Here is a 21,558-nt window from a genome sequence, read left to right on the forward strand (position 1 = left end):
CGGGGGCGGGTCGCGCGGCCGGCGGCCGCGCCTCCCGCCGATGCCCGAGGCGCCCGGCTACGGGGCCGGTACCGGTTCGAGGCGGCCACGGATGCCGTCGAAGTGGGTGCGCATGGCACGCACCGCGCGTTCGCCGTCGGCCGCCTCGATCGCCTCGACGATCTCGCGGTGCTGGGCACAGGTGGCCGAGGGGTCCTGATGGCCGTCGTCGAGGTCCTCGCGCACCCGGTCCATGGCCGCCCAGAACGCATCGAGGACCTCGCTGAGCAGGTGATTGTCGAGCGAGGCGTACGGCGTAGTCCCGCCGGTCTGCACCCCTCTCGACTCCCGTGGGGAGGTCGACACCGCGTCCCTCACCCGCCTCGTCGAGCACCTCATCGGCGGCGGTGTGCACGGACTGTTCGCGCTCGGATCCACCAGCGAGGTCGTGTACCTCACCGATGAGCAGCGCACCACGACACTGGAGAGCGTGGTCAATGCGACCGATGGGAGGGTTCCGGTGCTCGCCGGTGTCATCGGTCACCACCGCCGCCCGAGTCGTCGAGCACGCCAGGTCCGCCGCCGAGCTGGGCGCGGACGTCTTGGTCGCGACCGCGCCGTTCTGCACCCGCACCCACGGCAAGGAGATCGCCCAGCACTTCCGGCGGCTGCGCGCGGCGGTCGACCTGCCGCTGTTCGCGTACGACATTCCGGTGCAGATCGCCGCCGCGCTCTTCGGTGCCTACGGCACGGTCCTGCCACGGCACACCCGGCCCACCCCGGCCCGAAACGGCGCCACGGCCGTACTGGACGCACTCGCCGAAGCGGCCGCCGCCGTCGATCCGGAGCGGCCGGCCACAGCGCTCGGCATCGCGGCAGCCGGGGTCGTCGACCCCCGTACCGGCGTGGTCACCAGCGCCACCGACTCCATACGCGGCTGGGCCGGCACCGCACTGGGCACCGTCCTCGCGGACCACACCGGATACCCGGTCGCCTGCGACAACGACGTACGCGCCACGGCAGGACCAGAACTCGCGACGCAGACGGCGGACGGCTCGGGCCACGGGTCGCCGTGGCGGGGGGATGACGATCACGGTGCCAGCCGGGACCTGGAACGGTCCCCATACTGAATTGCTGGTGCAGTGAGACGCTGCGCGTCTCACTGCGCCAGTGGTGTTTCTCAGGACGCGATGCGCTCGAAGATCGCGGCAAGGCCCTGTCCGCCGCCGATGCACATGGTCTCCAGGCCGTACCGGGCCTCACGGCGGTGCAGCTCGCGGGTCAGCGTGGCGAGGATCCGGGCGCCTGTGGCGCCGACCGGGTGGCCGAGGGAGACGCCGGATCCGTTGACGTTGATGCGCTGCTCGTGGTCGGTTTCGCCGAGGCCCAACTCGCGGGTGCAGGCGAGCACTTGGGCGGCGAAGGCCTCGTTGAGCTCGATCAGGTCGAGGTCGGTGAGGCTGAGTCCGGCGCGGTCGAGGGCGGCCCGGGTCGCCGGGACGGGGCCGATGCCCATGGTCGCGGCGGGCACCCCGGCGCGGGCGAAGGAGACCAGCCGGACCAGCGGGGTGAGGCCGAGCCGTTCGGCGGTGGCCGCACTGGTCACCAGGCAGGCTGCGGCCGCGTCGTTCTGACCGCTGGCGTTGCCCGCGGTGACGGTCGCCCCGGGGTCGGTCTTCGCCATGATCGGGCGCAGCGCGGCGAGCTGTTCGGCGGTCGTGTCGGGGCGGGGGTGTTCGTCGGCGGTGACAAGCGTCTCGCCCTTGCGGGTCCGTACGAGGACGGGGACGGTCTCCGCGTCGTAACGTCCCTCCGCCGCGGCCCGGCCGGCACGCTGCTGCGAGCGCAGGGCGAGGGCGTCCTGATCGGCGCGTCCGATGCCGTACGCGCGGCGCAGATTCTCGGCGGTCTCGATCATGCCACCCGGTACGGGGTGGTTGACGCCGCCGGCGGTGACCCTGCCGCGGGCCAGCGCGTCGTGGAGCTGGAGGCCGGGGCCCTTGATGCCCCAGCGGCCGTCGTGCGTGTAGTACGGGGCGGCGCTCATCACGTCGACGCCGCCCGCGATGACGACCTCGCTGAAGCCGGCCCGGATCTGCATCGCCGCGTCGAGGACGGCCTGGAGGCCGGAGCCGCAGCGGCGGTCGATCTGGGATCCGGTGACGGTCTCGGGCAGTCCGGCGTCGAGGGCTGCGACCCGGCCGATGGCGGGGGCCTCTGCCGACGGGTAGGCGTGTCCGAGGATCACCTCGTCGACCGCGGCGGGGTCGATCCCGGTGCGGGCCACGACTTCGGCGATTACGCATGCGGCGAGTGCAGCCGGCGTCTGCTGTGCGAACACTCCGCCGAACCGGCCGATGGGGGTGCGCAGCGGTTCACAGATGACGACATCGAGCTGCTGGTCGGGCACGGCGTGACCTTTCGGTGGCGAGGGGCGTGTGCCGCCGACCCTTGCACTCGGCGACTGAGTCGGTCCAATATCCAGTTCGCCCTGGTTCAAGACGTGGCGCGTCTCAATGGCGGCTCGCGGTGGTTCGGTCGCCGGCCGGACCCTCCGGCGTGGGCAGGGCTTCCTCCGCCACCGCGAGCACCGCCCGCAGAGCGGCGGAGGGATTGTCGGCCCGCCAGGCCAGCGCCGCCTGGAGCCGGATGGGCGGTCCGGACAGGGGCCGGTAGACGAGGCCGTTCTGCTGGATGTGCTGTACGGAGGTGACGGTGAGCGTCACGCCGACGCCGGCGGCGACCAGCGCCAGGATGGTGTACGAGTCGGGCGCCTCCTGCACCACACGCGGGTTGAACCCGGCGGCCTCGCAGGCCCCGACCATCGCGTCGCGCACCGTGGAGCCGGTGTTGGCGGGGAAGGAGACGAAGGGCTCCTCGGCGAGGACGTCGATGGGGACGCTCTCCAGCCGGGCGAGCCGGTGGTCCGAGGGCAGTGCGCACACCATCTCCTCCTCGTCGATCACCCGGTACGCCACCCCCGGCTGGGTCACCGGCAGCCGGACGAACCCCAGGTCGAGCGAGCGGCCTGCGACCCGGTCGAGGGCGACATTGGCATACGTCTGCCCCTTCATGACCAGTTCGAGGGCGGGGTGGGCGGCGCGCACGGCCCTGGTGAGGAGCGGCAGCGTCTCGTGGCTGGAGGCGCCCGCGAAGCCGATGGTGACCCGTCCGTACTCGCCGCGGCCGGCCGCCTTCGCGGCCCGCACAGCTGTGTCGAGGTCGTCGAGCACGGTCCGTACCGGCTGGAGGAAGGACTCCCCCGCGCTGGTGAGCCGTACCGACCGGGTGTTGCGTTCGAAGAGCTGGACGCCCAGCTCCTTCTCCAGCTGCCGGATCTGCTGGCTCAACGGCGGCTGGGCCATCTGCAGCCGCTTCGCGGCCCGCCCGAAGTGCAGTTCCTCGGCAACGGCGACGAACGCGGACAGATGACGCAGTTCCATGCCCGCTCCTCCGGTCACCGGGCGGTCTCCACCGACCGGATCCATCGATCCGATTCATTAATCAGACGTCTTGATACGACCTTAATTTGGTATTGGACAGCAATCAATAGCCGCTGACACGGTGGGGTCACGCGCATAAGATCGAGGTCGTCCACGAGTCCGGAGTCTGCGGCGCCCACCCCTCGCACCTGCCGGAGACCATCGCCGACGCAGTCCTGATCACGGGCGCCGAAGCGGTTCTGTCGATGCCCGCCCTGTTCGGCTGTGTGCTGCAGGGTGGCCACATCGACGTGGGGTTCCTCGGGGCCGCGCAGATCGACCGGTGGGGCAGCAACACGTCCGTGATCGGCGACCGGGACAGTCCGTCGGTCCGGCTGCCCGGCTCGGGCGGCGGTGTCGAGGTGATGGCCAACTCCCGTGAGGTCTTCGTGGTGATGCGCCGCCACAATCCGCGTTCCTTCACCGAAACGCTCGATTTCTGCACCACCCCGGGCCCCGACCGCGCACTGGCCGAAGACATCAGGCCGCTGGGCGCCGGTGTCACCCGAGTCATCACCGAACTGGGCATCCTGGCCCGCGCAGGTGTCGGCGAGGAGCTGCGGCTGGTCGCCGTCCACCCGGGCGTCACCGCCGAGCAGGTAAGGGCGGCCACCGGTTGGGATCTCGAGGTCGCCGACACGGTGGCGACCGTGCCGCCGCCGACCGCGGCCGAGCTGCGGCTGCTGCGCGAGGACGTCGACCCCGAGCGCGTCTATCTTCGTTGAGACCGACCGGCAATTGGGGCTGGGTGAAGGAGCGGGGCTGGGGTGCGTGCATCGCAAGGCGGAGGATTGAGCCATGGCGAATGGGGCCTCCCCTGCTCGAGCGAAGCCGAGAGCTCGGGGAACATGGTGATTGACGACAACGCCGCGAGGTGCGTACCCCGGCCCCGTGACGCCGCCCCCCAATTGCCGGTCGGTCTGAATTCCGGGCAGGCCCCAGTCGGCCCACCCGCCGTCAGCACCGCCGAGAGGACCCCAACCACCATGCGTATCAGAATCGTCGGCGCCGGAGCCATGGGCCGCGGCATCGCCCAGTGGGCTGCGAGCGCCGGACACACCGTCGAGCTGTGCGATGTACGCCCGGAGGCGGTGACGGCCGCTGTCGACTTCGTGCGGTCCATGCTCGACCGCGCCGTGCAGAAGGGCAGGCTCTCCGCCGAGGAGTCCGCCGCCACTGTGGAACGGCTGGTTCCGCTGGATGACCCGTGGGCGGACGGACCGGACTGCGAGCTGGTCATCGAGGCGGTACGGGAGGATCTGGCCACCAAGGCGGAGGTCTTCGGCCGACTGGAACGGGCGCTGCCCGCCTCGACGGTCTTCGCCACCAACACCTCCTCGCTGTCGGTCACCCGGATCGCCGCGGAGCTGAAGGACCCGACGCGCCTGGCCGGGCTGCACTTCTTCAACCCGGTGCCGCTGATGAAGATCGTCGAGATCGTGCCGGGCGCGGCCACCCGCCCGGAGATCCCGCCGCTGCTCACCGCGCTCGTCGAGGGCTGCGGCCACCTGGCGGTGACGGTCGCCGACACGCCCGGCTTCCTGGTGAACCACGCGGGTCGCGGCCTGGTGACCGAGGCGCTCGCACTGCTGGAGGAGTCGGTCGCCGAACCGGCGGACATCGACCGGATCGCACGGGACGTGCTCGGCCTGCGGATGGGTCCGTTCGAGCTGATGGACCTCACCGGTCTGGATGTGACGGCCGCCGTCATCGACTCGATCTGGCAGGGCTTCCGGTACGCGGACCGGCTCCGCCCCTCCTACCTCACCCCGAACCGGGTGGTCGCGGGACTGCACGGCCGCAAGACCGGGCGCGGCTGGTTCGCGTACGGCCCCGACGCACCGGCCCCGGTTCCGGAGCCGCCGGTCAAGGGGGATGCGGACCGCCCGGTGTACGTGGTCGGGGGTGCGGCGGAGCCGGACGCGACCGCACTGCGGCGGACGCTGACCGCGGCGGGCGCCGTCGTCGAGAGCGGTGCGGAGCCGTCCGCCGACGCACTGGTGCTGGTCCCGGTCTGGGGTACGACGGTGGCCGCCGCGGTCGCCGCGCACGGACTGCCCGCCGCGCGCACGTTCGGCACGGACCCGCTGGCTGCGGCCGGGAAGCGCCGGGTGCTGGCCGTGACCCCGGCGGCGGACCCGGCTGCCGCACGGGATGCCCGTGCGGTGCTGGCGCGGGCGGCGGAGGACGGCGGCGAGCCGTACGCGGTGTCGGTGGTACGGGACACGGCGGGTTCGGTCGCGCAGCGGCTGCTGGCCTCGATCGTCTCCGTCGCCGCGTCGATCGCCGAGCGTTCCCTCGCCACCCCGGCGGACATCGATCTCGCCGTCACCACCGGTCTCGGCTATCCGGTCGGGCCGCTGGCCTGGGGGGACCGGATCGGCGCTGACCGGATGCTGCGGCTGCACCGGTCGCTGCACACGACGACCGGCGACCCGCGTCACCGCCCGACCCGCTGGGTCACCGAACGCGCCCGACTCGGCCTGGCGCTGGCGGACCCGGGCACGGTGCCCGCCGACTGCCTGGACCACTGGAGCGTGTCTCTTTGACGGTTTGGTCGGTTGACCGTAGGTGTCCGTCCGATCAGTGATCACTGATTCGATGTGGGCCCGGATCGCGCCGTTGATGCCGGCCGATCCGGTCCGGGGGCGGCGGTGGGCCGACCGCCGCCGGACTCTTGAGGCCATCGCAGGGAAGTACCGCACCTGCTCGCCGTGGCGGGATCTGCCCGCCGAGCTCGGTCGCCCCAAACGGCCCGCAGTGGCGCGGCCTGGCCATGCGACAAGCTCGCCATTGCCTACCGGGGGGCGCTCCACCTCTCCGCGATTCTCATCTGGGCCCGACGCCGACCCTAGGGCTGATCAACGGCGTGTTCCCTCAGGAAGGCCCCTGCGTAGGCTGCCGCCTCTTCCTTCGTCGCGTACGAGGTGTCGCCGTCGGGCGTGCCGTGTGTTCCGTCGGCGCCCTCGCCCGATGACCGATTCGTACAAGACCCGTGGCGCGTGTCCGTTCTACGTTCGGACCATGACTCCACGACTCGACGCGATCGGCATGACGACCGCGGATCTGGCCGCATCGCTCGCCTTCTACCGCCGGCTCGGACTCGATATCCCGGCCGGGGCGGATTCCGCACCCCATGTCGAAGTGACCCTGCCGGGCGGGCAGCGCCTCATGTGGGACACCGAGGACGTCATCCGCTCCTACGACCCCGAGTGGTCCGGTGCGCGGGGCGGCGACCGGGTCGGACTCGCGTTCCGCTGCGACGGTCCGGCGGAAGTGGACGCGGTGTACGACGATCTGACCGGCGCCGGGTACCGGGGCCATCTGAAGCCGTGGGACGCCGTGTGGGGGCAGCGTTACGCGGTGGTCCTCGACCCGGACGGCTGCGCGGTGTCGCTGTTCGCCAACGCCTCGCAGTAGGCGGTCAGGGTCGTACCGGCCAGTTCGCGCATCTCCCGCGCGAGATGCGCCTGGTCGGTGCAGCCCGCCGCGAGCGCCGCCTCGGCGTACGGCGTTCCGGACCGTACGAGAGCGAGCGCGCGCCGCAGCCGCAGGATCCGGGCCAGGGTCTTGGGCCCGTAGCCGAAGGCCGCCAGGGAACGGCGGTGCAGTTGGCGGGCGCCGAGACCGGCCGTGTGCGCGGTGTCGGCGACGGACCGGCCCCGCGCCAGCTGCACGGCGACGGACCGCATCAGCGGGTCCGCCGGCCCGGTCTCGGCCGCCCGCAGCAGTGCCACGGACTCCAGGGCCGCGGCGGGGTCGGCGGCGTCGGCGATGCGCTCGGCGAGTACCCGCACCTGGGCGGCCGGCCACAGATCGGCGAGCTCGACCCGCTGGTCACGCAGTTCGTCCGCCGGTACGCCGAGGAGCACCGGGGCGGTGCCGGGGGCGAACCGAATGCCGGTGAACCGCCCGCCGGTCACCCCGGCGGGCTCGTACGCACGGGTGTCGGGCCCGGCGACGAGCAGCCGGCCGTCGGTCCAGAGCAGGTCCATGCAGCCGTCGGGCAGTACCGGTCGGACAGGCCCCTCGGGCACCTGCCGGGTCCAGACGATCGCCCCGCCGAACCGGGACTCCCGCTCCTCGTACGTGTCGCCCATGGCTCCACGCTATCGGCCTCCCCCACGGCCGGGAGCCCACTCCCTGTCGTGGGGGAGGCCGTAAGGGCTGTCCCCGCTACGAACGGGACTCCCGGGGCCCCTTCGTCTCCTGCTCCGCCTCGTTGGCCGAGTCCTTGGCGATGTCCTTCTCGCCCCTCGGCTGCAGCAGCCGGGACTTCACATCGTCCGGCGGCAGGAACCGCGACCACCGCTCCGGGAACTCGGACGGCATATAGGGACTCTCACCGTCCTCGTCGCACTCCGCCTTCGTCCGCGCCACCAACTCCGCGGCCTGTGCGGCCCGCGCCCGGTCGTTGGCCGCACGTGCCGCCGCCGTCGCCACCGACGGCCACACCCGGTCGATGGCGGCGTTGACCGCCGCCCCCACCAGTACCGCGAACGCGGAGATGCCGATCCACAGCAGCACGGCGATGGGGGCGGCCAGCGACCCGTAGATCGTCGGCCCCTCGACCGTACTGGTCAGATAGATCCGCAGCAGGAAGCTGCCGACCACCCACATGGCGAGCGCCACCAGCGCGCCCGGCACGTCTTCCATCCACGGCGACCGGACCGGCACGGAGACGTGGTAGAGCGTCGTCAGGAACGCGATCGACAGCAGGATCACCAGCGGCCAGTACAGGACGCTTATGACTTCCGTGCCCCACGGGACGAACTCCACGACCCGGTCGGGGCCGACCACCAGCAGCGGCAGTACGACCGCGCCGAGCAGCAGCGCGACGATGTACAGCAGGAAGGAGAGCAGCCGCGTCTTGACGATGCCGCGCTGGCCGTCGAGGCCGTACATCACGGTGATCGTGTCGATGAAGACGTTCACGGCGCGGGACCCGGACCAGAGCGCGATCGCGAAACCGATCGAGATGACATCGGGCCGGGCACCGGTCGTGACGTCCGCCAGGAGCGGTCTCGCGAAGTCGTTGACGCCCCGCTCGGACAGGACCGTCTGCGCCGCGTTGAGGATATTGCGTTCGATGGAGGCGACCGTGGTGGTACTGGTCCACTCGTCGACGTACCCCAGCAGTCCGATCAGGCCGAGCAGCAGGGGCGGCAGGGACAGCAGGGTGAAGAACGCCGCCTCGGCCGCGAGTCCCAGAATGCGGTACTCCATGCACGAGTTGACGGTGTCCTTGAGCAACTGCCAGGCCATCTGCCGCTTGGATACGTTGCGGTAGAGGACTCGGGCCCGGTGGAGCCGACCCGGTGGCCGCTCGGGTGTTTCATTTGCTGCCTGCACGTCCTTACCGTATCGGCATGGCAGCCACCACCCACACCGTGTCCAATCAGGTCCCGCCGCTCGTCGGCTACGACGTCTTCGCGGCCGACCGCGCGCTCACCGAGGCCGTGGAGCGGCATCTCGCGCCCGAACGGCTGGCGGGGGTGCGCGAGGAGCTCCACGACCTGGGCCGGGCCGCGGGGTCCGCGCAGGTCCAGGAGTGGGGCACGCAGGCGAACGAGAATCCGCCGAAGCTCCGCACCCATGACCGGTACGGGCATCGCATCGACGAAGTGGAGTTCCACCCGTCCTGGCACCGGCTGCTCGGGCACGCGGTCGGCGCCGGGCTGACCGATGCCTGGGGCCGGCCCGGCGGTCATGTGCGGCGCGCGGCCGGGTTCCTGGTGTGGACGCAGGCCGAGGGCGGGCACGGCTGCCCGCTTTCGATGACGCACGCGGCGGTGCCCGCGCTGCGGACCGATCCGGTGCTGGCCGCCGAGTGGGAGCCGCGGCTGACGTCGTCGGTGTACGAGCGGGGGCTCCGGCCCGCTGCGCAGAAGGCCGGCGTGCTCTTCGGGATGGGCATGACGGAGAAGCAGGGCGGCACCGACGTGCGGTCCAACACGACACGGGCCGAGCCGCTGTCCGCCGACGGTGAGTATCTGCTCACCGGGCACAAGTGGTTCTGTTCGGCGCCGATGTCCGACGGCTTCCTGGTGCTGGCGCAGGCACCCGGCGGGCTGACGTGCTTCCTGCTGCCCCGGGTGCTGCCCGACGGCACCCGCAACGTGTTCGCGATCCAGCGCCTCAAGGACAAGCTGGGCAACCGGTCCAACGCGTCGAGCGAGGTCGAGTTCGACGGGACGTGGGCGCGCCGGGTCGGCGAGGAGGGACGCGGGGTCCGCACCATCATCGAGATGGTGGCGGCGACCCGGCTGGACTGTGTGGTCGGTTCGGCGGCGCTGATGCGGCAGGCGGTGGCACAGGCGGTCCACCACTGTACGTACCGCAGCGCGTTCGGCGGGGTGCTGATCGAGAAGCCGCTGATGCGGAACGTACTGGCCGATCTGGCGCTGGAGTCCGAGGCGGCGACGGTGCTGGCACTGCGGCTGGCCGCCGCGTACGACGCCGGTACGGAGGCGGAGGCCGCGTTCCTGCGGATCGCGGTGCCCACGGCGAAGTACTGGGTGACGAAGCGGTGCACACCCATGGTGGGCGAGGCGCTGGAGTGCCTGGGCGGGAACGGATACGTCGAGGAGTCCGGGATGCCGCGGCTGCTGCGCGAGGCGCCGCTCAACTCGATCTGGGAGGGCTCCGGGAACGTACAGGCCCTGGACGTCCTGCGGGCGCTGCAGCGCGAACCGCAGGCGCTGAACGCGTTCCTCCAGGAGGTCGGCAGGGCGCGCGGTGCCGATCACCGGCTGGACGGGGCGATCAAGGACATGCTGACGGAGCTCGCCGATCTGAACGGGATCGAGGCGCGGGCCCGCAGGCTGGTCGAGCGGATGGCTCTGGTGCTGCAGGGTTCGCTGCTGGTGCGCTGGGCGCCGCCGGAAGTCGCCGACGCGTTCTGTGCGTCACGGCTGGGCGGGGACTGGGGCATGGCATTCGGGACGCTGCCGCACAGCCTCGATCTGGCATCGGTCGTGGAACGGGCGCGGCCCGTCGAGCATTAGCCGGAGAGGTACGGAGAGGTACAGCAACGGAGGGTGGTGCTGCGCCGACACGGCACCGCCCTCCATGCTGTGCACACCGAACAGCGAGGCACAGGCGCCGCCGTGCGGTGTTCCGTCACTCTCGTACGGACCTGCACCCCCTCGCCAGAGTTGCAAAGGGTTGCAACCATTGTGTGCAGTGCGCACTGCCGGGACCCTCGCAGCGGGCAGGATGGGCCCGGGGGCCGTTTGTCCGGCCCTGGCATCTGGGGGGAATGAGAGTGGAGACGAGCGCTGCCGAGGTGACGCGATCGGCTGTGCCGCGGTCCGTCCAGGCCCTACGCTTGATCCACCGGGCCAGGGAGGCGAGGCTCGTGGGCGGGCGTTCACCGGTTGCCCCGCGCGCGGAGATCAGCGCCTCGTGGGACCGGGTGCTGCGCAGCGGTATCGATCCGGATCAGTCCACCGAGAGTGTGCTGCTGGAGATGGACGAGATCGAGCACCGGCGCCGGAGTTCGACGCTGGGCGAGGTGATGCCGCTGCTGAGCGAGGGTCTGGTCTCCCTGGCGGATGCTGCCCAGCAGATCGTGGTGGTCACGGATGTGGAGGGCCGGGTGCTGTGGCGCCAGGGCAATGCGGGGGTACTGCGCCGGGCTGACGGCATCTGTCTGGCGGAGGGCGCCACCTGGGCGGAGGCGAGCACGGGGACGAACGCGATCGGTACGGCGCTCGTCTCGCGCACCCCGGTCCAGGTTCATTCGTCGGAGCATTTCGTGCGCAGTCTGCACAACTGGACCTGTGCGGCGGCCCCGGTGCGTGATCCGCGGGACAGCCGGCTGATCGGCATCGTCGACATCAGCGGTCCGGCGTACACGTTCCATCCGGCCTCGCTCGCCCTGGTCGGTTCGGTCGCCAGGCTGGCCGAGAGCGAGATCAGGAACCGCCATCTCCAGGCGATCGACCGGCTGCGTTCGGTGGCGGCGCCGCTGCTGTGCCGGCTGGGCGGACGGGCCCTGGCGGTGGACACCCACGGCTGGCTCGCCGCGGTGACCGGAATGCCGCCGGTCGACCGGCTGCCGCTGCCGAAGTCGTTGCAGCCGGGCCGGGTGTGGCTGCCGTCGCTCGGTATGTGCCAGGTCGAGCCGCTGCCCGGCGGCTGGCTGGTGCAGGTCACGGACGGGTCTTCGGACGGGCCGCCGCGACGGGTGGTGCTGGACCTGAGCCGGCCGCGCGGGCTCACGGCCAATGTGGTGAGTGCGGTGGGCACCTGGACGCAGCGGCTCTCGCCGCGCCATGCGGAGCTGCTGTACGCCCTGGCGCTGCACCGCGATGGGCGTACGGCATCCGAGCTGGCGGAGGACATCTTCGGCGACGCGACCCGGACGGTGACGGTGCGGGCGGAGATCTCGCGGATACGCCGCCATCTCGCGGAGGTGCTCGCACACCGCCCGTACCGCTTCGGCGAGGGGGTCGAGGTGGAGGTGATCCAACCGGATCATCCGGCCGATCTGCTGCCGCGCTCGACGGCTCCGGTGGTGGTCAGGGCACGTAAGGGCTCCTAGGACCTCTCTCCCGCCGCTTGCCGGCGGTCCCGCTGTCCGAGCTGCGGGACCGGCTTGGGCTCCGGCCGCGCGGCATGGTTCCCTGGCAGCCATGAACAACCCCGCGCACACCGCTGTGACCACCGCCGAGGTGACCATCTGGTCCCTGGAACAGACCTCCCCCGACGATCTGCGTCCCGCCGCGGTCCCGGAGGGCGACGTGCGGATCGTGCGGTCCGAGGTCCCGCTGCCCGAGTTCAGCCGGTTCCTGTACACGGCGGTCGGCGGCGACATCCAGTGGACGGACCGGCTCACGATGACATACGCGCAGTGGCAGGAGGCCCTGGACCGGCCCGGGGCGGAGACCTGGGTGGCGTACGAGAACGGCACCCCGGCCGGATACATCGAGCTGGACCCGCAGGACGAGGGCGTGGTCGAGATCATGTACTTCGGGCTGATACCGGCCTTCCGGGGGCGCCGGATAGGCGGCCATCTGCTCTCGCAGGGCGTCGCCCGCGCCTGGGACCTGGCGGAACGCTGGCCGGAGCGGACACCGACGAAGCGGGTGTGGCTGCACACCTGCTCCAAGGACGGCCCGCACGCCATGGACAACTATCTGCGGCGCGGCTTCAAGCTGTTCGACACAAAGGTGGAGCTGGAGCCCGAGGCGGCGACGCCGGGGCCGTGGCCGGGGGCGGCGCGGTAGCGCGCGGACAGCGATTCCCGGCGACAAGTAGGGAGATTGCGGCCATTGCGGACGGCCCGGCCCGGGCGGGCCGAGCGATGGGCGCCACACAGTCTCGCATCACGGGACAGTCCCGTCCACATCATGGATAGTGGTGGACTGGCCCGAGATTCGCGTGACACGCTTCCGTCATGTCTGGAACTGGAACCGCCTTGGTGAGTCGACGCCACGTCGACCTCGGCCGCGTATCCAGCGCCATCTGTCCGGCGAGCTGAGAGTCCCAGCACCGCCGCGATCCCCTTTTTCTCTGCAAACCCTGCGCACCGCCGCGCCTCAGCGCGAGTGTGCAGTTCAGAGCCGCCCTCCTGCAGTCCCGAAGGACGTACCGTCATGGCCGCTACCCCGGAACAGCCTGCGACCACCACGCCCCGCCGCAAGGCCGGACGCCACCGTGGCGAAGGCCAGTGGGCCGTGGGGCACCACACTCCGCTCAACGGCAATGAGCAGTTCAAGAAGGACGACGACGGTCTCAATGTGCGGACACGCATTGAGACGATCTACTCCAAGCGCGGTTTCGACTCGATCGACCCCAACGACCTCCGTGGACGCATGCGCTGGTGGGGCCTCTACACCCAGCGCAAGCCCGGGATCGACGGCGGCAAGACCGCGATCCTGGAGCCGGAGGAGCTGGACGACAAGTACTTCATGCTGCGGGTCCGGATCGACGGCGGCCGACTGACCACCGGGCAGCTGCGGGTCATCGGCGAGATCTCGCAGGAGTACGCGCGCGGCACCGCGGACATCACCGACCGGCAGAACATCCAGCTGCACTGGATCCGCATCGAGGACGTCCCGGCGATCTGGGAGAAGCTGGAGGCCGTCGGGCTCTCCACCACCGAGGCATGCGGCGACTGCCCCCGCGTGATCATCGGCTCCCCGGTGGCCGGGATCGCCGCGGACGAGATCATCGACGGGACGCCGGCGGTCGACGAGATCCACGAGCGCTACATCGGCAACAAGGAATTCTCGAACCTGCCGCGCAAGTTCAAGACCGCGATCTCCGGCTCACCGGTGCAGGACGTGGTGCACGAGATCAACGACATCGCGTTCGTCGGCGTCGTCCACCCCGAGCACGGCCCGGGCTTCGACGTCTGGGTCGGTGGCGGGCTCTCCACCAACCCGCGTCTCGCCGAGCGGCTGGGCGCCTGGGTGCCTCTCGACGAGGTGCCGGACGTCTGGGCCGGGGTCGTCGGCATCTTCCGTGACTACGGGTACCGCCGGCTGCGCACCCGCGCCCGCCTGAAGTTTCTGATGGCCGACTGGGGCCCGGCGAAGTTCCGCCAGGTACTGGAGGACGAGTACCTGAAGCGTCCGCTCATCGACGGGCCCGCGCCCGCGGAGCCCAGCAGCCGCTGGCGCGACCACATCGGCGTCCACCAGCAGAAGGACGGCCGGTTCTACCTCGGATTCGCACCCCGGGTCGGCCGCGTGGACGGCTCCACCCTGACCAAGATCGCCGACCTGGCGGCCGCCCACGGCTCGGACCGACTGCGCACCACCGTCGAGCAGAAGATGCTCATCCTCGATGTGGAGCAGGACCGGGTGGACTCCCTGGTCGCCGGCCTCGAAGCGCTCGACTTCCAGGTGAAGCCCTCTCCGTTCCGGCGGGGCACGATGGCCTGCACCGGCATCGAGTTCTGCAAGCTGGCAATCGTCGAGACGAAGGCACGCGGCGCCTCGCTGATCGACGAACTGGAGCGCCGCCTGCCGGAGTTCGACGAGCCGCTCACCATCAACATCAACGGCTGCCCCAACGCCTGCGCCCGCATCCAGACCGCGGACATCGGCCTCAAGGGCCAGCTCGTCCTGGACGCCGACGGCAACCAGGTCGAGGGCTACCAGGTGCACCTCGGTGGCGCACTGGGCCTGGAGGCCGGCTTCGGCCGGAAGGTCCGCGGCCTGAAGGTCACTTCGGCCGAACTGCCCGACTATGTCGAGCGGGTCCTGGGCCGCTTCCAGGAGGAGCGCGAGGACGGCGAGCGGTTCGCGACCTGGGCGGCGCGTGCCAGTGCGGAGTCGCTGTCATGAGCGAACGCGCCGCCCCGTTCTACTGCCCCTACTGCGGTGACGAGGACCTGCGCCCGCACGAGACCGGCCACGGCGCCTGGGGATGTGCCTCCTGCAACCGCGCGTTCCAGCTGAAGTTCTTGGGTCTGCTGACCCGGGGGTTGCAGCGCAACGACGTTGAACCGGACGGGATATGACAGATACTCAGATGGAAGAACGCACCGTCGAGGAGCTGACGGAACTGGCCGGGCGGGCAGCCCGGGAGCTGGAGGACGCCTCCGCGCTGGAGATCCTCCAATGGGCCGCCGACACCTTCGGCAGGAAGTTCTGCGTCACCTCGTCCATGGAGGACGCCGTCGTCGCCCACCTCACCTCGCGCGCCTTTCCGGGTGTGGACGTGGTCTTCCTCGACACCGGCTACCACTTCCCCGAGACGATCGGCACCCGCGACGCGGTCGAGGCTGTGATGGACGTCAACGTCATCACGCTGACTCCGCGCCGGTCCGTGGCCGAGCAGGACGCCGAGTACGGTCCGAAGCTGCACGACCGCGACCCGGACCTGTGCTGCACGTTGCGGAAGGTCAAGCCCCTTGAGGAGGGCCTGACTTCGTACGCGGCCTGGGCGACCGGGCTGCGCCGCGACGAGTCCCCCACCCGGGCGAACACCCCGGTCGTCGGCTGGGACGAGAAGTGGCAGAAGGTGAAGATCTCGCCGATCGCCCGCTGGACGCAGGACGACGTCGACGCGTACGTGGCCGAGCACGGGGTTCTCACCAACCCGCTGCTGATGGACGGATACGCCTCCGTGGGCTGCGCGCCCTGCACCCGCCGGGTGCTGGAGGGCGAGGACGCACGCGCCGGACGCTGGGCCGGCCGGGGCAAGACCGAATGCGGGCTGCACGACTGATGACGACTGATCAGGAGATCTCGATGAGCGTGACGGAGACGGGAGCCACCATCTGGCTGACCGGTCTGCCGAGCGCGGGCAAGACCACCATCGCGTACGAACTCGCCGGGCAACTGCGCGGCGAGGGCCACCGCGTGGAAGTGCTCGACGGCGACGAGATCAGGGAGTTCCTCTCCGCGGGTCTCGGCTTCTCCCGCGAGGACCGCCACACCAACGTCCAGCGGATCGGCTTCGTCGCCGAGCTGCTGGCGGCCAACGGCGTGAAGGTGCTGGTCCCGGTCATCGCCCCGTACGCGGACAGCCGGGACGCGGTACGCAAGCGGCACGAGGCCGAGGGCACCGCGTATCTGGAGGTGCATGTCGCGACTCCGGTCGAGGTGTGCTCCGTACGCGATGTGAAGGGCCTCTACGCCAAGCAGGCGGCCGGCGAGATCAGCGGGCTCACCGGGGTCGACGACCCGTACGAGGCGCCCGAGTCGCCGGATCTGCGGATCGAGTCGCACCGGCAGACCGTGCAGGAGTCCGCGGCGGAGCTGTATGCGCTGCTGAGCGAGAGGGGTGCAGCGTGACGACCGTCGCGGCTGTGTCGAAAGGCACCGACAGTCCGTACGCACTCAGCCACCTGGACTCCCTGGAGTCCGAGGCCGTACACATCTTCCGCGAGGTGGCGGGCGAGTTCGAGCGGCCGGTGATCCTGTTCTCCGGCGGCAAGGACTCCATCGTGATGCTGCATCTGGCGCTCAAGGCGTTCGCGCCCGCGCCGGTGCCGTTCACGCTGCTGCACGTCGACACCGGGCACAACTTCCCCGAGGTGCTGGAGTACCGCGACCGGACGGTGGCCCGGCACGGCTTGCGGCTCCATGTCGCCTCCGTGCAGGAGTACATAGACGCCGGGAAGCTCCGCGAACGCCCGGACGGCACCCGTAACCCGCTGCAGACCGTGCCGCTGACCGAGGCGATCCAGCAGCACCGCTTCGACGCCGTGTTCGGCGGCGGGCGCCGTGACGAGGAGAAGGCGCGTGCCAAGGAGCGGGTCTTCTCGCTGCGCGACGAGTTCTCCCAGTGGGATCCGCGCCGCCAGCGCCCCGAGCTCTGGCAGCTGTACAACGGCCGGCACGCCCCCGGTGAGCACGTCCGGGTCTTCCCGATCTCCAACTGGACCGAGCTGGACGTCTGGCAGTACATCGCCCGTGAGGGCATCGAGCTTCCGGAGATCTACTTCGCCCATGAGCGCGAGGTCTTCAACCGATCCGGCATGTGGCTGACCGCGGGCGACTGGGGCGGCCCCAAGAAGGGCGAGCAGGTCGAGACCCGGCAGGTGCGCTACCGCACGGTCGGCGACATGTCGTGCACCGGCGCCGTCGACTCGGATGCGACGACGCTGGACGCCGTGATCACCGAGATCGCCGCCTCCCGGCTCACCGAGCGGGGCGCGACGCGTGCCGACGACAAGATGTCCGAGGCCGCGATGGAAGACCGTAAGCGCGAGGGGTATTTCTAGGATGACCGCACTCACCCAGCACGCAGAGCAGTTGTCGACCACCACCCTGCTGCGGTTCGCCACCGCGGGGTCCGTCGACGACGGCAAGTCCACCCTCGTGGGACGTCTTCTGCACGACTCCAAGTCGGTCCTCACCGACCAGTTGGAGGCCGTCGAGCACGCCTCGCGCAGCCGGGGCCAGGAGGCGCCCGACCTGGCGCTGCTGACCGACGGTCTGCGGGCCGAGCGCGAGCAGGGCATCACCATCGATGTCGCCTACCGCTACTTCGCGACGCCGCGCCGCCGGTTCATCCTGGCCGACACCCCGGGGCATGTGCAGTACACCCGGAACATGGTGACGGGGGCCTCGACGGCCGAGCTGGCCGTCGTCCTGGTCGACGCCCGCAACGGTGTCGTCGAGCAGACCCGCCGCCATGCCGCTGTCGCCGCGCTGCTGCGGGTGCCGCATGTGGTACTGGCCGTCAACAAGATGGACCTGGTCGACTACGCGGAGCCCGCGTTCGCCGCCATCGCAGAGGAGTTCACCGCGTACGCCGAATCCCTCGGCGTCCCGGAGATCACAGCGATCCCGATCTCCGCACTGGCCGGTGACAATGTCGTGGAACCGTCCTCGCGCATGGACTGGTACGGCGGCCCGACGGTCCTGGAACACCTGGAGACGGTGCCGGTCAGCCATGACCTCACCGCCTGCCACGCCCGCTTCCCCGTCCAGTACGTCATCCGGCCGCAGACGGCCGAGCACCCGGACTACCGGGGCTACGCGGGCCAGATCGCGGCCGGTGCCTTCCGCGTCGGCGAGTCCATCACCGTCCTGCCCTCGGGCCGTACGTCGACGGTCACCGCGATCGACGCGCTCGGCGAGAGCGTCGACATCGCCTGGGCGCCCCGGTCGGTGACGATCCGGCTGGCCGACGACATCGACATCTCGCGCGGTGATCTGATCGCCCCGGCCGACGACGCACCGGCGGTCACGAGGGACGTCGAGGCGACCGTCTGCCATGTCGCGGACCAGCCGCTCGCTGTGGGCCAGCGGGTTCTGCTCAAGCACACCACCCGCACGGTCAAGGCGATCGTCAAGGACATCCCCTCGCGCCTCACGCTGGACGACCTCTCCCAGCACCCGGCACCCGGCCGGCTCGTCGCCAATGACATCGGCCAGGTCGTCGTCCGCACCGCGGAGCCGCTGGCGCTCGACGCGTACGCGGACTCCCGGCGCACCGGCTCCTTCCTCCTGATCGACCCGGCGGACGGCGCCACGCTGACGGCCGGCATGACCGGTGCCTCGTTCGCCGCCGTGGCCGAGCCCGAGGCCGCGGCCACCGACGACGCCGAATGGAACTTCTGATGAGTATCGACATCTACTCCACTTTCGCGAAGGAGGGCGGCCGCGTCGGCAGCGGCGCCCTCGGCAGCGGCCAGGGCGGGGTCGCGCGATGTGCGCGATGACGTACGCGCACTGCCTGCGCGCCCGCTTGCACCAACCGCGCCGCCTGCACAGCCGGTTCAGACGAAGACCTGCCGACTTCCCGGCCGCGTCCCCGTAGTTTCCGGGGGACGCGATCACCGGGCCAACGAGAGGAAAACCTCCCGTGCCTGCCCCCCGTACCACGCTCCGCCGCAGCCTCGCCGCTGCCGCCGCCCTGTCGCTGCTCGCCGTCGCGCTCACCGCCTGCGGCTACGGCTCCGAGGCGAAGGACGACGACTCCAGGAAGTCGGACGTCGCCGCCGACGCGAAGAAGCTCTCCACGGACACCGTGCGGATCGGCTACTTCCCCAACCTCACGCACGCCACCGCGCTGGTCGGCGACCAGGAGGGGATCTTCCAGAAGGAACTCGGCGGCACCCGGCTCAAGACCTCGCAGTTCAACGCGGGCCCTTCCGAGATCGAGGCGCTCAACGCCGACTCGATCGACATCGGCTTCATCGGCCCGTCGCCCTCCATCAACGGTTTCACCAAGTCCAAGGGCAAGAGCCTGCGGATCATCGGCGGCTCCGCCTCCGGCGGCGTGAAGCTGGTGGTGAACCCGAAGAAGATCAAGACCCTGGACGACCTCAAGGGCAAGAAGATCGCCACCCCGCAGCTCGGCAACACGCAGGACGTGGCCTTCCTCAACTGGATCTCCGAGAAGGGCTGGAAGATCGACGCCCAGAGCGGCAAGGGCGACGTCTCCGTGGTCCGTACGGACAACAAGGTGACCCCGGACGCCTACAAGTCCGGTTCCATCGACGGCGCCTGGGTCCCCGAGCCCACCGCTTCCAAGCTGGTCGCCGAGGGTGCCGAGGAACTGCTCGACGAGTCGACGCTGTGGCCGGACAACAAGTTCGTGATCACGGACATCATCGTGTCGCAGAAGTTCCTGAGCGAGCACCCGGATGTCGTCGAGGCGGTGCTGCGCGGTTCGGTGAGGACCAACGCATGGATCAACGCCAACCCGGACAAGGCGAAGGCCTCCGCCAACGCCGCGCTCGCGAAGCTGACCGGCAAGGCGCTGCCCGCCGCAGTCCTCGACCCGGCGTGGAAGTCGATCCAGATCACCGACGACCCGCTGGCCGCCACTCTGAACGCGGAGGCCGAGCACGCGGTGAAGGCCGGTCTGCTGGAGAAGCCGGACCTGACCGGCATCTACGACCTGAAGCCGCTGAACAAGGTCCTGAAGGCCGCGGGCAAGCCCGAGGTCGCCGACGCCGGTCTCGGCGTCAAGTGAGACCGACCGAACCCGAGCCCAGGATTCCCAGGAGGTGACGACCATGGCGACCACCCTCACCAAGGCCGAGGACCGTACAGCGGTCGGGCACGCCGCCCGTATCGCACATGTCTCCAAGTCCTTCGGCGGACCGCAGGGGCAGCAGCTCGTCCTGGACGACATCACGCTCGATGTCGCACCGGGCGAGTTCGTCACCCTCCTGGGAGCCTCCGGGTGCGGAAAGTCGACGCTGCTCAATCTGGTGGCCGGACTCGACCGCCCGACCGCGGGGTCCATCGAGACCCCCGGAGGGCGGTCGGCCCTGATGTTCCAGGAGCACGCCCTGTTCCCGTGGCTGACCGCGGGCAAGAACATCGAACTCGCGCTGCGGCTGCGCGGCATGGCCAAGTCCCGGCGACGCGCGGAAGCGGAGCGGCTGCTCGAACTCGTACGGCTGGGCGGGGCGTACAAAAAGCGTGTGCATGAACTCTCGGGCGGTATGCGGCAGCGGGTGGCAATGGCCCGCGCCCTCGCCCAGGACAGTCAACTGCTGCTGATGGACGAACCGTTCGCCGCACTCGACGCCATCACCCGGGATGTGCTGCACGACGAGCTGACCCGGATCTGGCGCGAGACGAACGTCTCGGTCCTCTTCGTCACACACAATGTGCGCGAAGCGGTGCGGCTCGCCGAGCGGGTCGTCCTGCTGTCGTCCCGCCCCGGCAGGATCGCCCGCGAGTGGACGGTCGACATCGAGCAGCCACGCCGTATCGAGGACAACGCGGTCGCCGAGCTGTCCGTCGAGATCACCGAACAACTGCGTGGGGAGATCCGCCGTCATGGCCGGCACTGACACGAAGCCTGACGATCTGGCCGGTCTGGAGGCCGGGCTCGACGCGCTGGACGCCGTGCAGGTGCGCCGCACCCCGGTGCGCGAGGTGCTGCTGCGCAAGGTGCTGCCACCCGTGCTCGCGGTGGCGCTGGTGATCACCGTCTGGCAGCTGCTCGTCGAGGCCCAGGTCACCGACGACTACAAACTGCCCTCACCGGCCGCGGTGTGGAGCAGCGCGGCCGACATGTGGCTTCAGGGGACGCTGCTGGAGGTCGTCTGGACCAGCGTCTCGCGCGGTCTGCTCGGCTTCCTGATGGCCGTGGCCATCGGTACGCCGCTGGGTCTGCTGGTCGCCCGGGTGAAGTTCGTACGGGCCGCGATCGGCCCGGTCCTGTCCGGGCTGCAGTCCCTGCCGTCGGTCGCCTGGGTGGCACCGGCCGTGATCTGGCTCGGGCTGAACGACAAGATGATGTACGCCGTGATCCTGCTGGGCGCCGTCCCTTCGGTCGCCAACGGGCTGGTCTCCGGCGTCGACCAGGTGCCGCCGCTGTTCCTGAGGGCGGGCCGTACGCTCGGCGCGACCGGGCTGCGCGGGACCTGGCACATCGTGCTGCCGGCGGCGTTGCCCGGCTATCTGGCCGGTCTCAAGCAGGGCTGGGCGTTCTCCTGGCGCTCGCTGATGGCCGCCGAGATCATCGCGTCCTCCCCCGATCTCGGCCTGGGGCTCGGTCAGTTGATGGAGAACGGCCGCAACAACGCGGACATGCCCGGCATCTTCCTCGCCATCATCCTGATTCTGTTCGTCGGCATCGCGATCGACCTGCTGATCTTCAGTCCGCTGGAGCGGTGGGTGCTGCGCAGCCGCGGTCTCCTCGTCAAGAACTGAGCCACGCC

19 protein-coding genes and 5 pseudogenes are annotated in these 21,558 nt (G+C 70.5%); 19 read left to right on the top strand and 5 right to left on the bottom strand.

Features of this window, described 5'->3' with window-relative positions:
- Positions 1 to 57 precede the first annotated feature (57 nt).
- Positions 58 to 291 (bottom strand): annotated as a pseudogene (locus OG953_RS09960) (FCD domain-containing protein); the annotation flags it as partial.
- On the opposite strand from OG953_RS09960, the pseudogene OG953_RS09965 reads away from it, so the two are divergent.
- Both OG953_RS09965 and OG953_RS09970 read left to right on the top strand, forming a co-directional pair.
- Positions 275 to 713: pseudogene (locus OG953_RS09965) on the top strand (dihydrodipicolinate synthase family protein); the annotation flags it as partial. The pseudogenes OG953_RS09960 and OG953_RS09965 sit on opposite strands and share 17 nt — an antisense overlap.
- Positions 687 to 1,040, top strand: a pseudogene (locus tag OG953_RS09970) (ROK family protein); the annotation flags it as partial. The pseudogenes OG953_RS09965 and OG953_RS09970, both read left to right, overlap by 27 nt.
- A 119-nt stretch (positions 1,041 to 1,159) precedes the next feature.
- On the opposite strand, the gene OG953_RS09975 reads toward OG953_RS09970, so the two are convergent.
- Together OG953_RS09975 and OG953_RS09980 are read right to left on the bottom strand one after the other, a co-directional pair.
- Entirely contained in the window at positions 1,160 to 2,389 is a 1,230-nt protein-coding gene (locus OG953_RS09975) for an acetyl-CoA C-acetyltransferase (RefSeq protein WP_405683535.1), read from the bottom strand.
- A 103-nt stretch (positions 2,390 to 2,492) separates the two neighbouring features.
- Positions 2,493 to 3,422, bottom strand: a complete 930-nt coding sequence (locus OG953_RS09980) for a LysR substrate-binding domain-containing protein (RefSeq protein ID WP_405683537.1) — start codon at positions 3,420 to 3,422, stop codon at positions 2,493 to 2,495.
- Between the two features lie 131 nt (positions 3,423 to 3,553).
- On the opposite strand from OG953_RS09980, the pseudogene OG953_RS09985 reads away from it, so the two are divergent.
- From OG953_RS09985 to OG953_RS10000, 4 genes and pseudogenes are all read left to right on the top strand, one after another.
- Positions 3,554 to 4,186 (top strand): annotated as a pseudogene (locus tag OG953_RS09985) (CoA-transferase subunit beta); the annotation flags it as partial.
- A gap of 261 nt (positions 4,187 to 4,447) precedes the next feature.
- Positions 4,448 to 6,010 (top strand): 3-hydroxyacyl-CoA dehydrogenase, encoded by a 1,563-nt coding sequence (locus tag OG953_RS09990; protein ID WP_405683539.1) that lies wholly within the window; start codon positions 4,448 to 4,450, stop codon positions 6,008 to 6,010.
- 22 nt (positions 6,011 to 6,032) lie between these two features.
- A pseudogene (locus OG953_RS09995) lies at positions 6,033 to 6,203 on the top strand (transposase); the annotation flags it as partial.
- A gap of 231 nt (positions 6,204 to 6,434) precedes the next feature.
- Positions 6,435 to 6,881 (top strand): VOC family protein, encoded by a 447-nt coding sequence (locus OG953_RS10000; RefSeq protein ID WP_405691755.1) that lies wholly within the window; start codon positions 6,435 to 6,437, stop codon positions 6,879 to 6,881.
- Here the strand turns inward: OG953_RS10000 and OG953_RS10005 are convergent.
- Positions 6,818 to 7,561, bottom strand: coding sequence for a DUF6597 domain-containing transcriptional factor (locus tag OG953_RS10005; protein WP_405683541.1), 744 nt, complete (start codon positions 7,559 to 7,561; stop codon positions 6,818 to 6,820). The two genes, OG953_RS10000 and OG953_RS10005, sit on opposite strands and share 64 nt — an antisense overlap.
- Positions 7,562 to 7,637: 76 nt before the next feature.
- Complete coding sequence (locus OG953_RS10010; RefSeq protein ID WP_405683543.1) at positions 7,638 to 8,813, bottom strand: YihY/virulence factor BrkB family protein; 1,176 nt, start codon at positions 8,811 to 8,813, stop codon at positions 7,638 to 7,640.
- A 17-nt stretch (positions 8,814 to 8,830) separates the two neighbouring features.
- Between OG953_RS10010 and OG953_RS10015 the strand changes: the two genes are divergently transcribed.
- From OG953_RS10015 to OG953_RS10075, 13 genes are all read left to right on the top strand, one after another.
- A complete protein-coding gene (locus tag OG953_RS10015; protein ID WP_405683545.1) occupies positions 8,831 to 10,468 on the top strand; it encodes an acyl-CoA dehydrogenase family protein in 1,638 nt (545 codons plus the stop codon).
- Between the two features lie 254 nt (positions 10,469 to 10,722).
- Positions 10,723 to 12,009, top strand: a complete 1,287-nt coding sequence (locus OG953_RS10020; RefSeq protein WP_405683546.1) for a GAF domain-containing protein — start codon at positions 10,723 to 10,725, stop codon at positions 12,007 to 12,009.
- A 91-nt stretch (positions 12,010 to 12,100) separates the two neighbouring features.
- Entirely contained in the window at positions 12,101 to 12,694 is a 594-nt protein-coding gene (locus tag OG953_RS10025; RefSeq protein ID WP_405683548.1) for a GNAT family N-acetyltransferase, read from the top strand.
- A gap of 170 nt (positions 12,695 to 12,864) precedes the next feature.
- A complete protein-coding gene (locus OG953_RS10030) occupies positions 12,865 to 12,948 on the top strand; it encodes a putative leader peptide (protein WP_405691757.1) in 84 nt (27 codons plus the stop codon).
- A gap of 115 nt (positions 12,949 to 13,063) precedes the next feature.
- Positions 13,064 to 14,761, top strand: coding sequence for a nitrite/sulfite reductase (locus tag OG953_RS10035; protein ID WP_405683550.1), 1,698 nt, complete (start codon positions 13,064 to 13,066; stop codon positions 14,759 to 14,761).
- The gene (locus OG953_RS10040) at positions 14,758 to 14,937 is read left to right on the top strand and encodes a hypothetical protein (RefSeq protein WP_405683552.1); all 180 of its coding nucleotides are present in this window, start codon (positions 14,758 to 14,760) and stop codon (positions 14,935 to 14,937) included. Before OG953_RS10035 ends, OG953_RS10040 begins: the two co-directional genes overlap by 4 nt.
- Positions 14,934 to 15,647: a phosphoadenylyl-sulfate reductase gene (locus OG953_RS10045; protein ID WP_405683554.1), complete on the top strand. Its 714-nt coding sequence runs from the start codon at positions 14,934 to 14,936 to the stop codon at positions 15,645 to 15,647. Before OG953_RS10040 ends, OG953_RS10045 begins: the two co-directional genes overlap by 4 nt.
- Positions 15,647 to 16,216: an adenylyl-sulfate kinase gene (cysC, locus tag OG953_RS10050; RefSeq protein WP_405683556.1), complete on the top strand. Its 570-nt coding sequence runs from the start codon at positions 15,647 to 15,649 to the stop codon at positions 16,214 to 16,216. The genes OG953_RS10045 and cysC overlap by 1 nt, the downstream gene beginning before the upstream one ends.
- Positions 16,213 to 17,148, top strand: a complete 936-nt coding sequence (gene cysD, locus OG953_RS10055; protein ID WP_405683557.1) for a sulfate adenylyltransferase subunit CysD — start codon at positions 16,213 to 16,215, stop codon at positions 17,146 to 17,148. The genes cysC and cysD overlap by 4 nt, the downstream gene beginning before the upstream one ends.
- 1 nt (position 17,149) lies before the next feature.
- Positions 17,150 to 18,493, top strand: coding sequence for a sulfate adenylyltransferase subunit 1 (locus tag OG953_RS10060; RefSeq protein ID WP_405683559.1), 1,344 nt, complete (start codon positions 17,150 to 17,152; stop codon positions 18,491 to 18,493).
- A gap of 244 nt (positions 18,494 to 18,737) precedes the next feature.
- On the top strand, positions 18,738 to 19,853 hold the full coding sequence (locus tag OG953_RS10065; protein WP_405683561.1) for an aliphatic sulfonate ABC transporter substrate-binding protein: 1,116 nt from the start codon (positions 18,738 to 18,740) through the stop codon (positions 19,851 to 19,853).
- 43 nt (positions 19,854 to 19,896) lie between these two features.
- Entirely contained in the window at positions 19,897 to 20,685 is a 789-nt protein-coding gene (locus OG953_RS10070) for an ABC transporter ATP-binding protein (RefSeq protein ID WP_405683563.1), read from the top strand.
- Positions 20,672 to 21,550: an ABC transporter permease gene (locus tag OG953_RS10075; protein WP_405683565.1), complete on the top strand. Its 879-nt coding sequence runs from the start codon at positions 20,672 to 20,674 to the stop codon at positions 21,548 to 21,550. Before OG953_RS10070 ends, OG953_RS10075 begins: the two co-directional genes overlap by 14 nt.
- The last annotated feature ends 8 nt before the right edge of the window (positions 21,551 to 21,558 follow it).

The sequence above is a fragment of the Streptomyces sp. NBC_00057 genome (genome assembly GCF_045041165.1).
GTDB lineage: Bacteria > Actinomycetota > Actinomycetes > Streptomycetales > Streptomycetaceae > Streptomyces.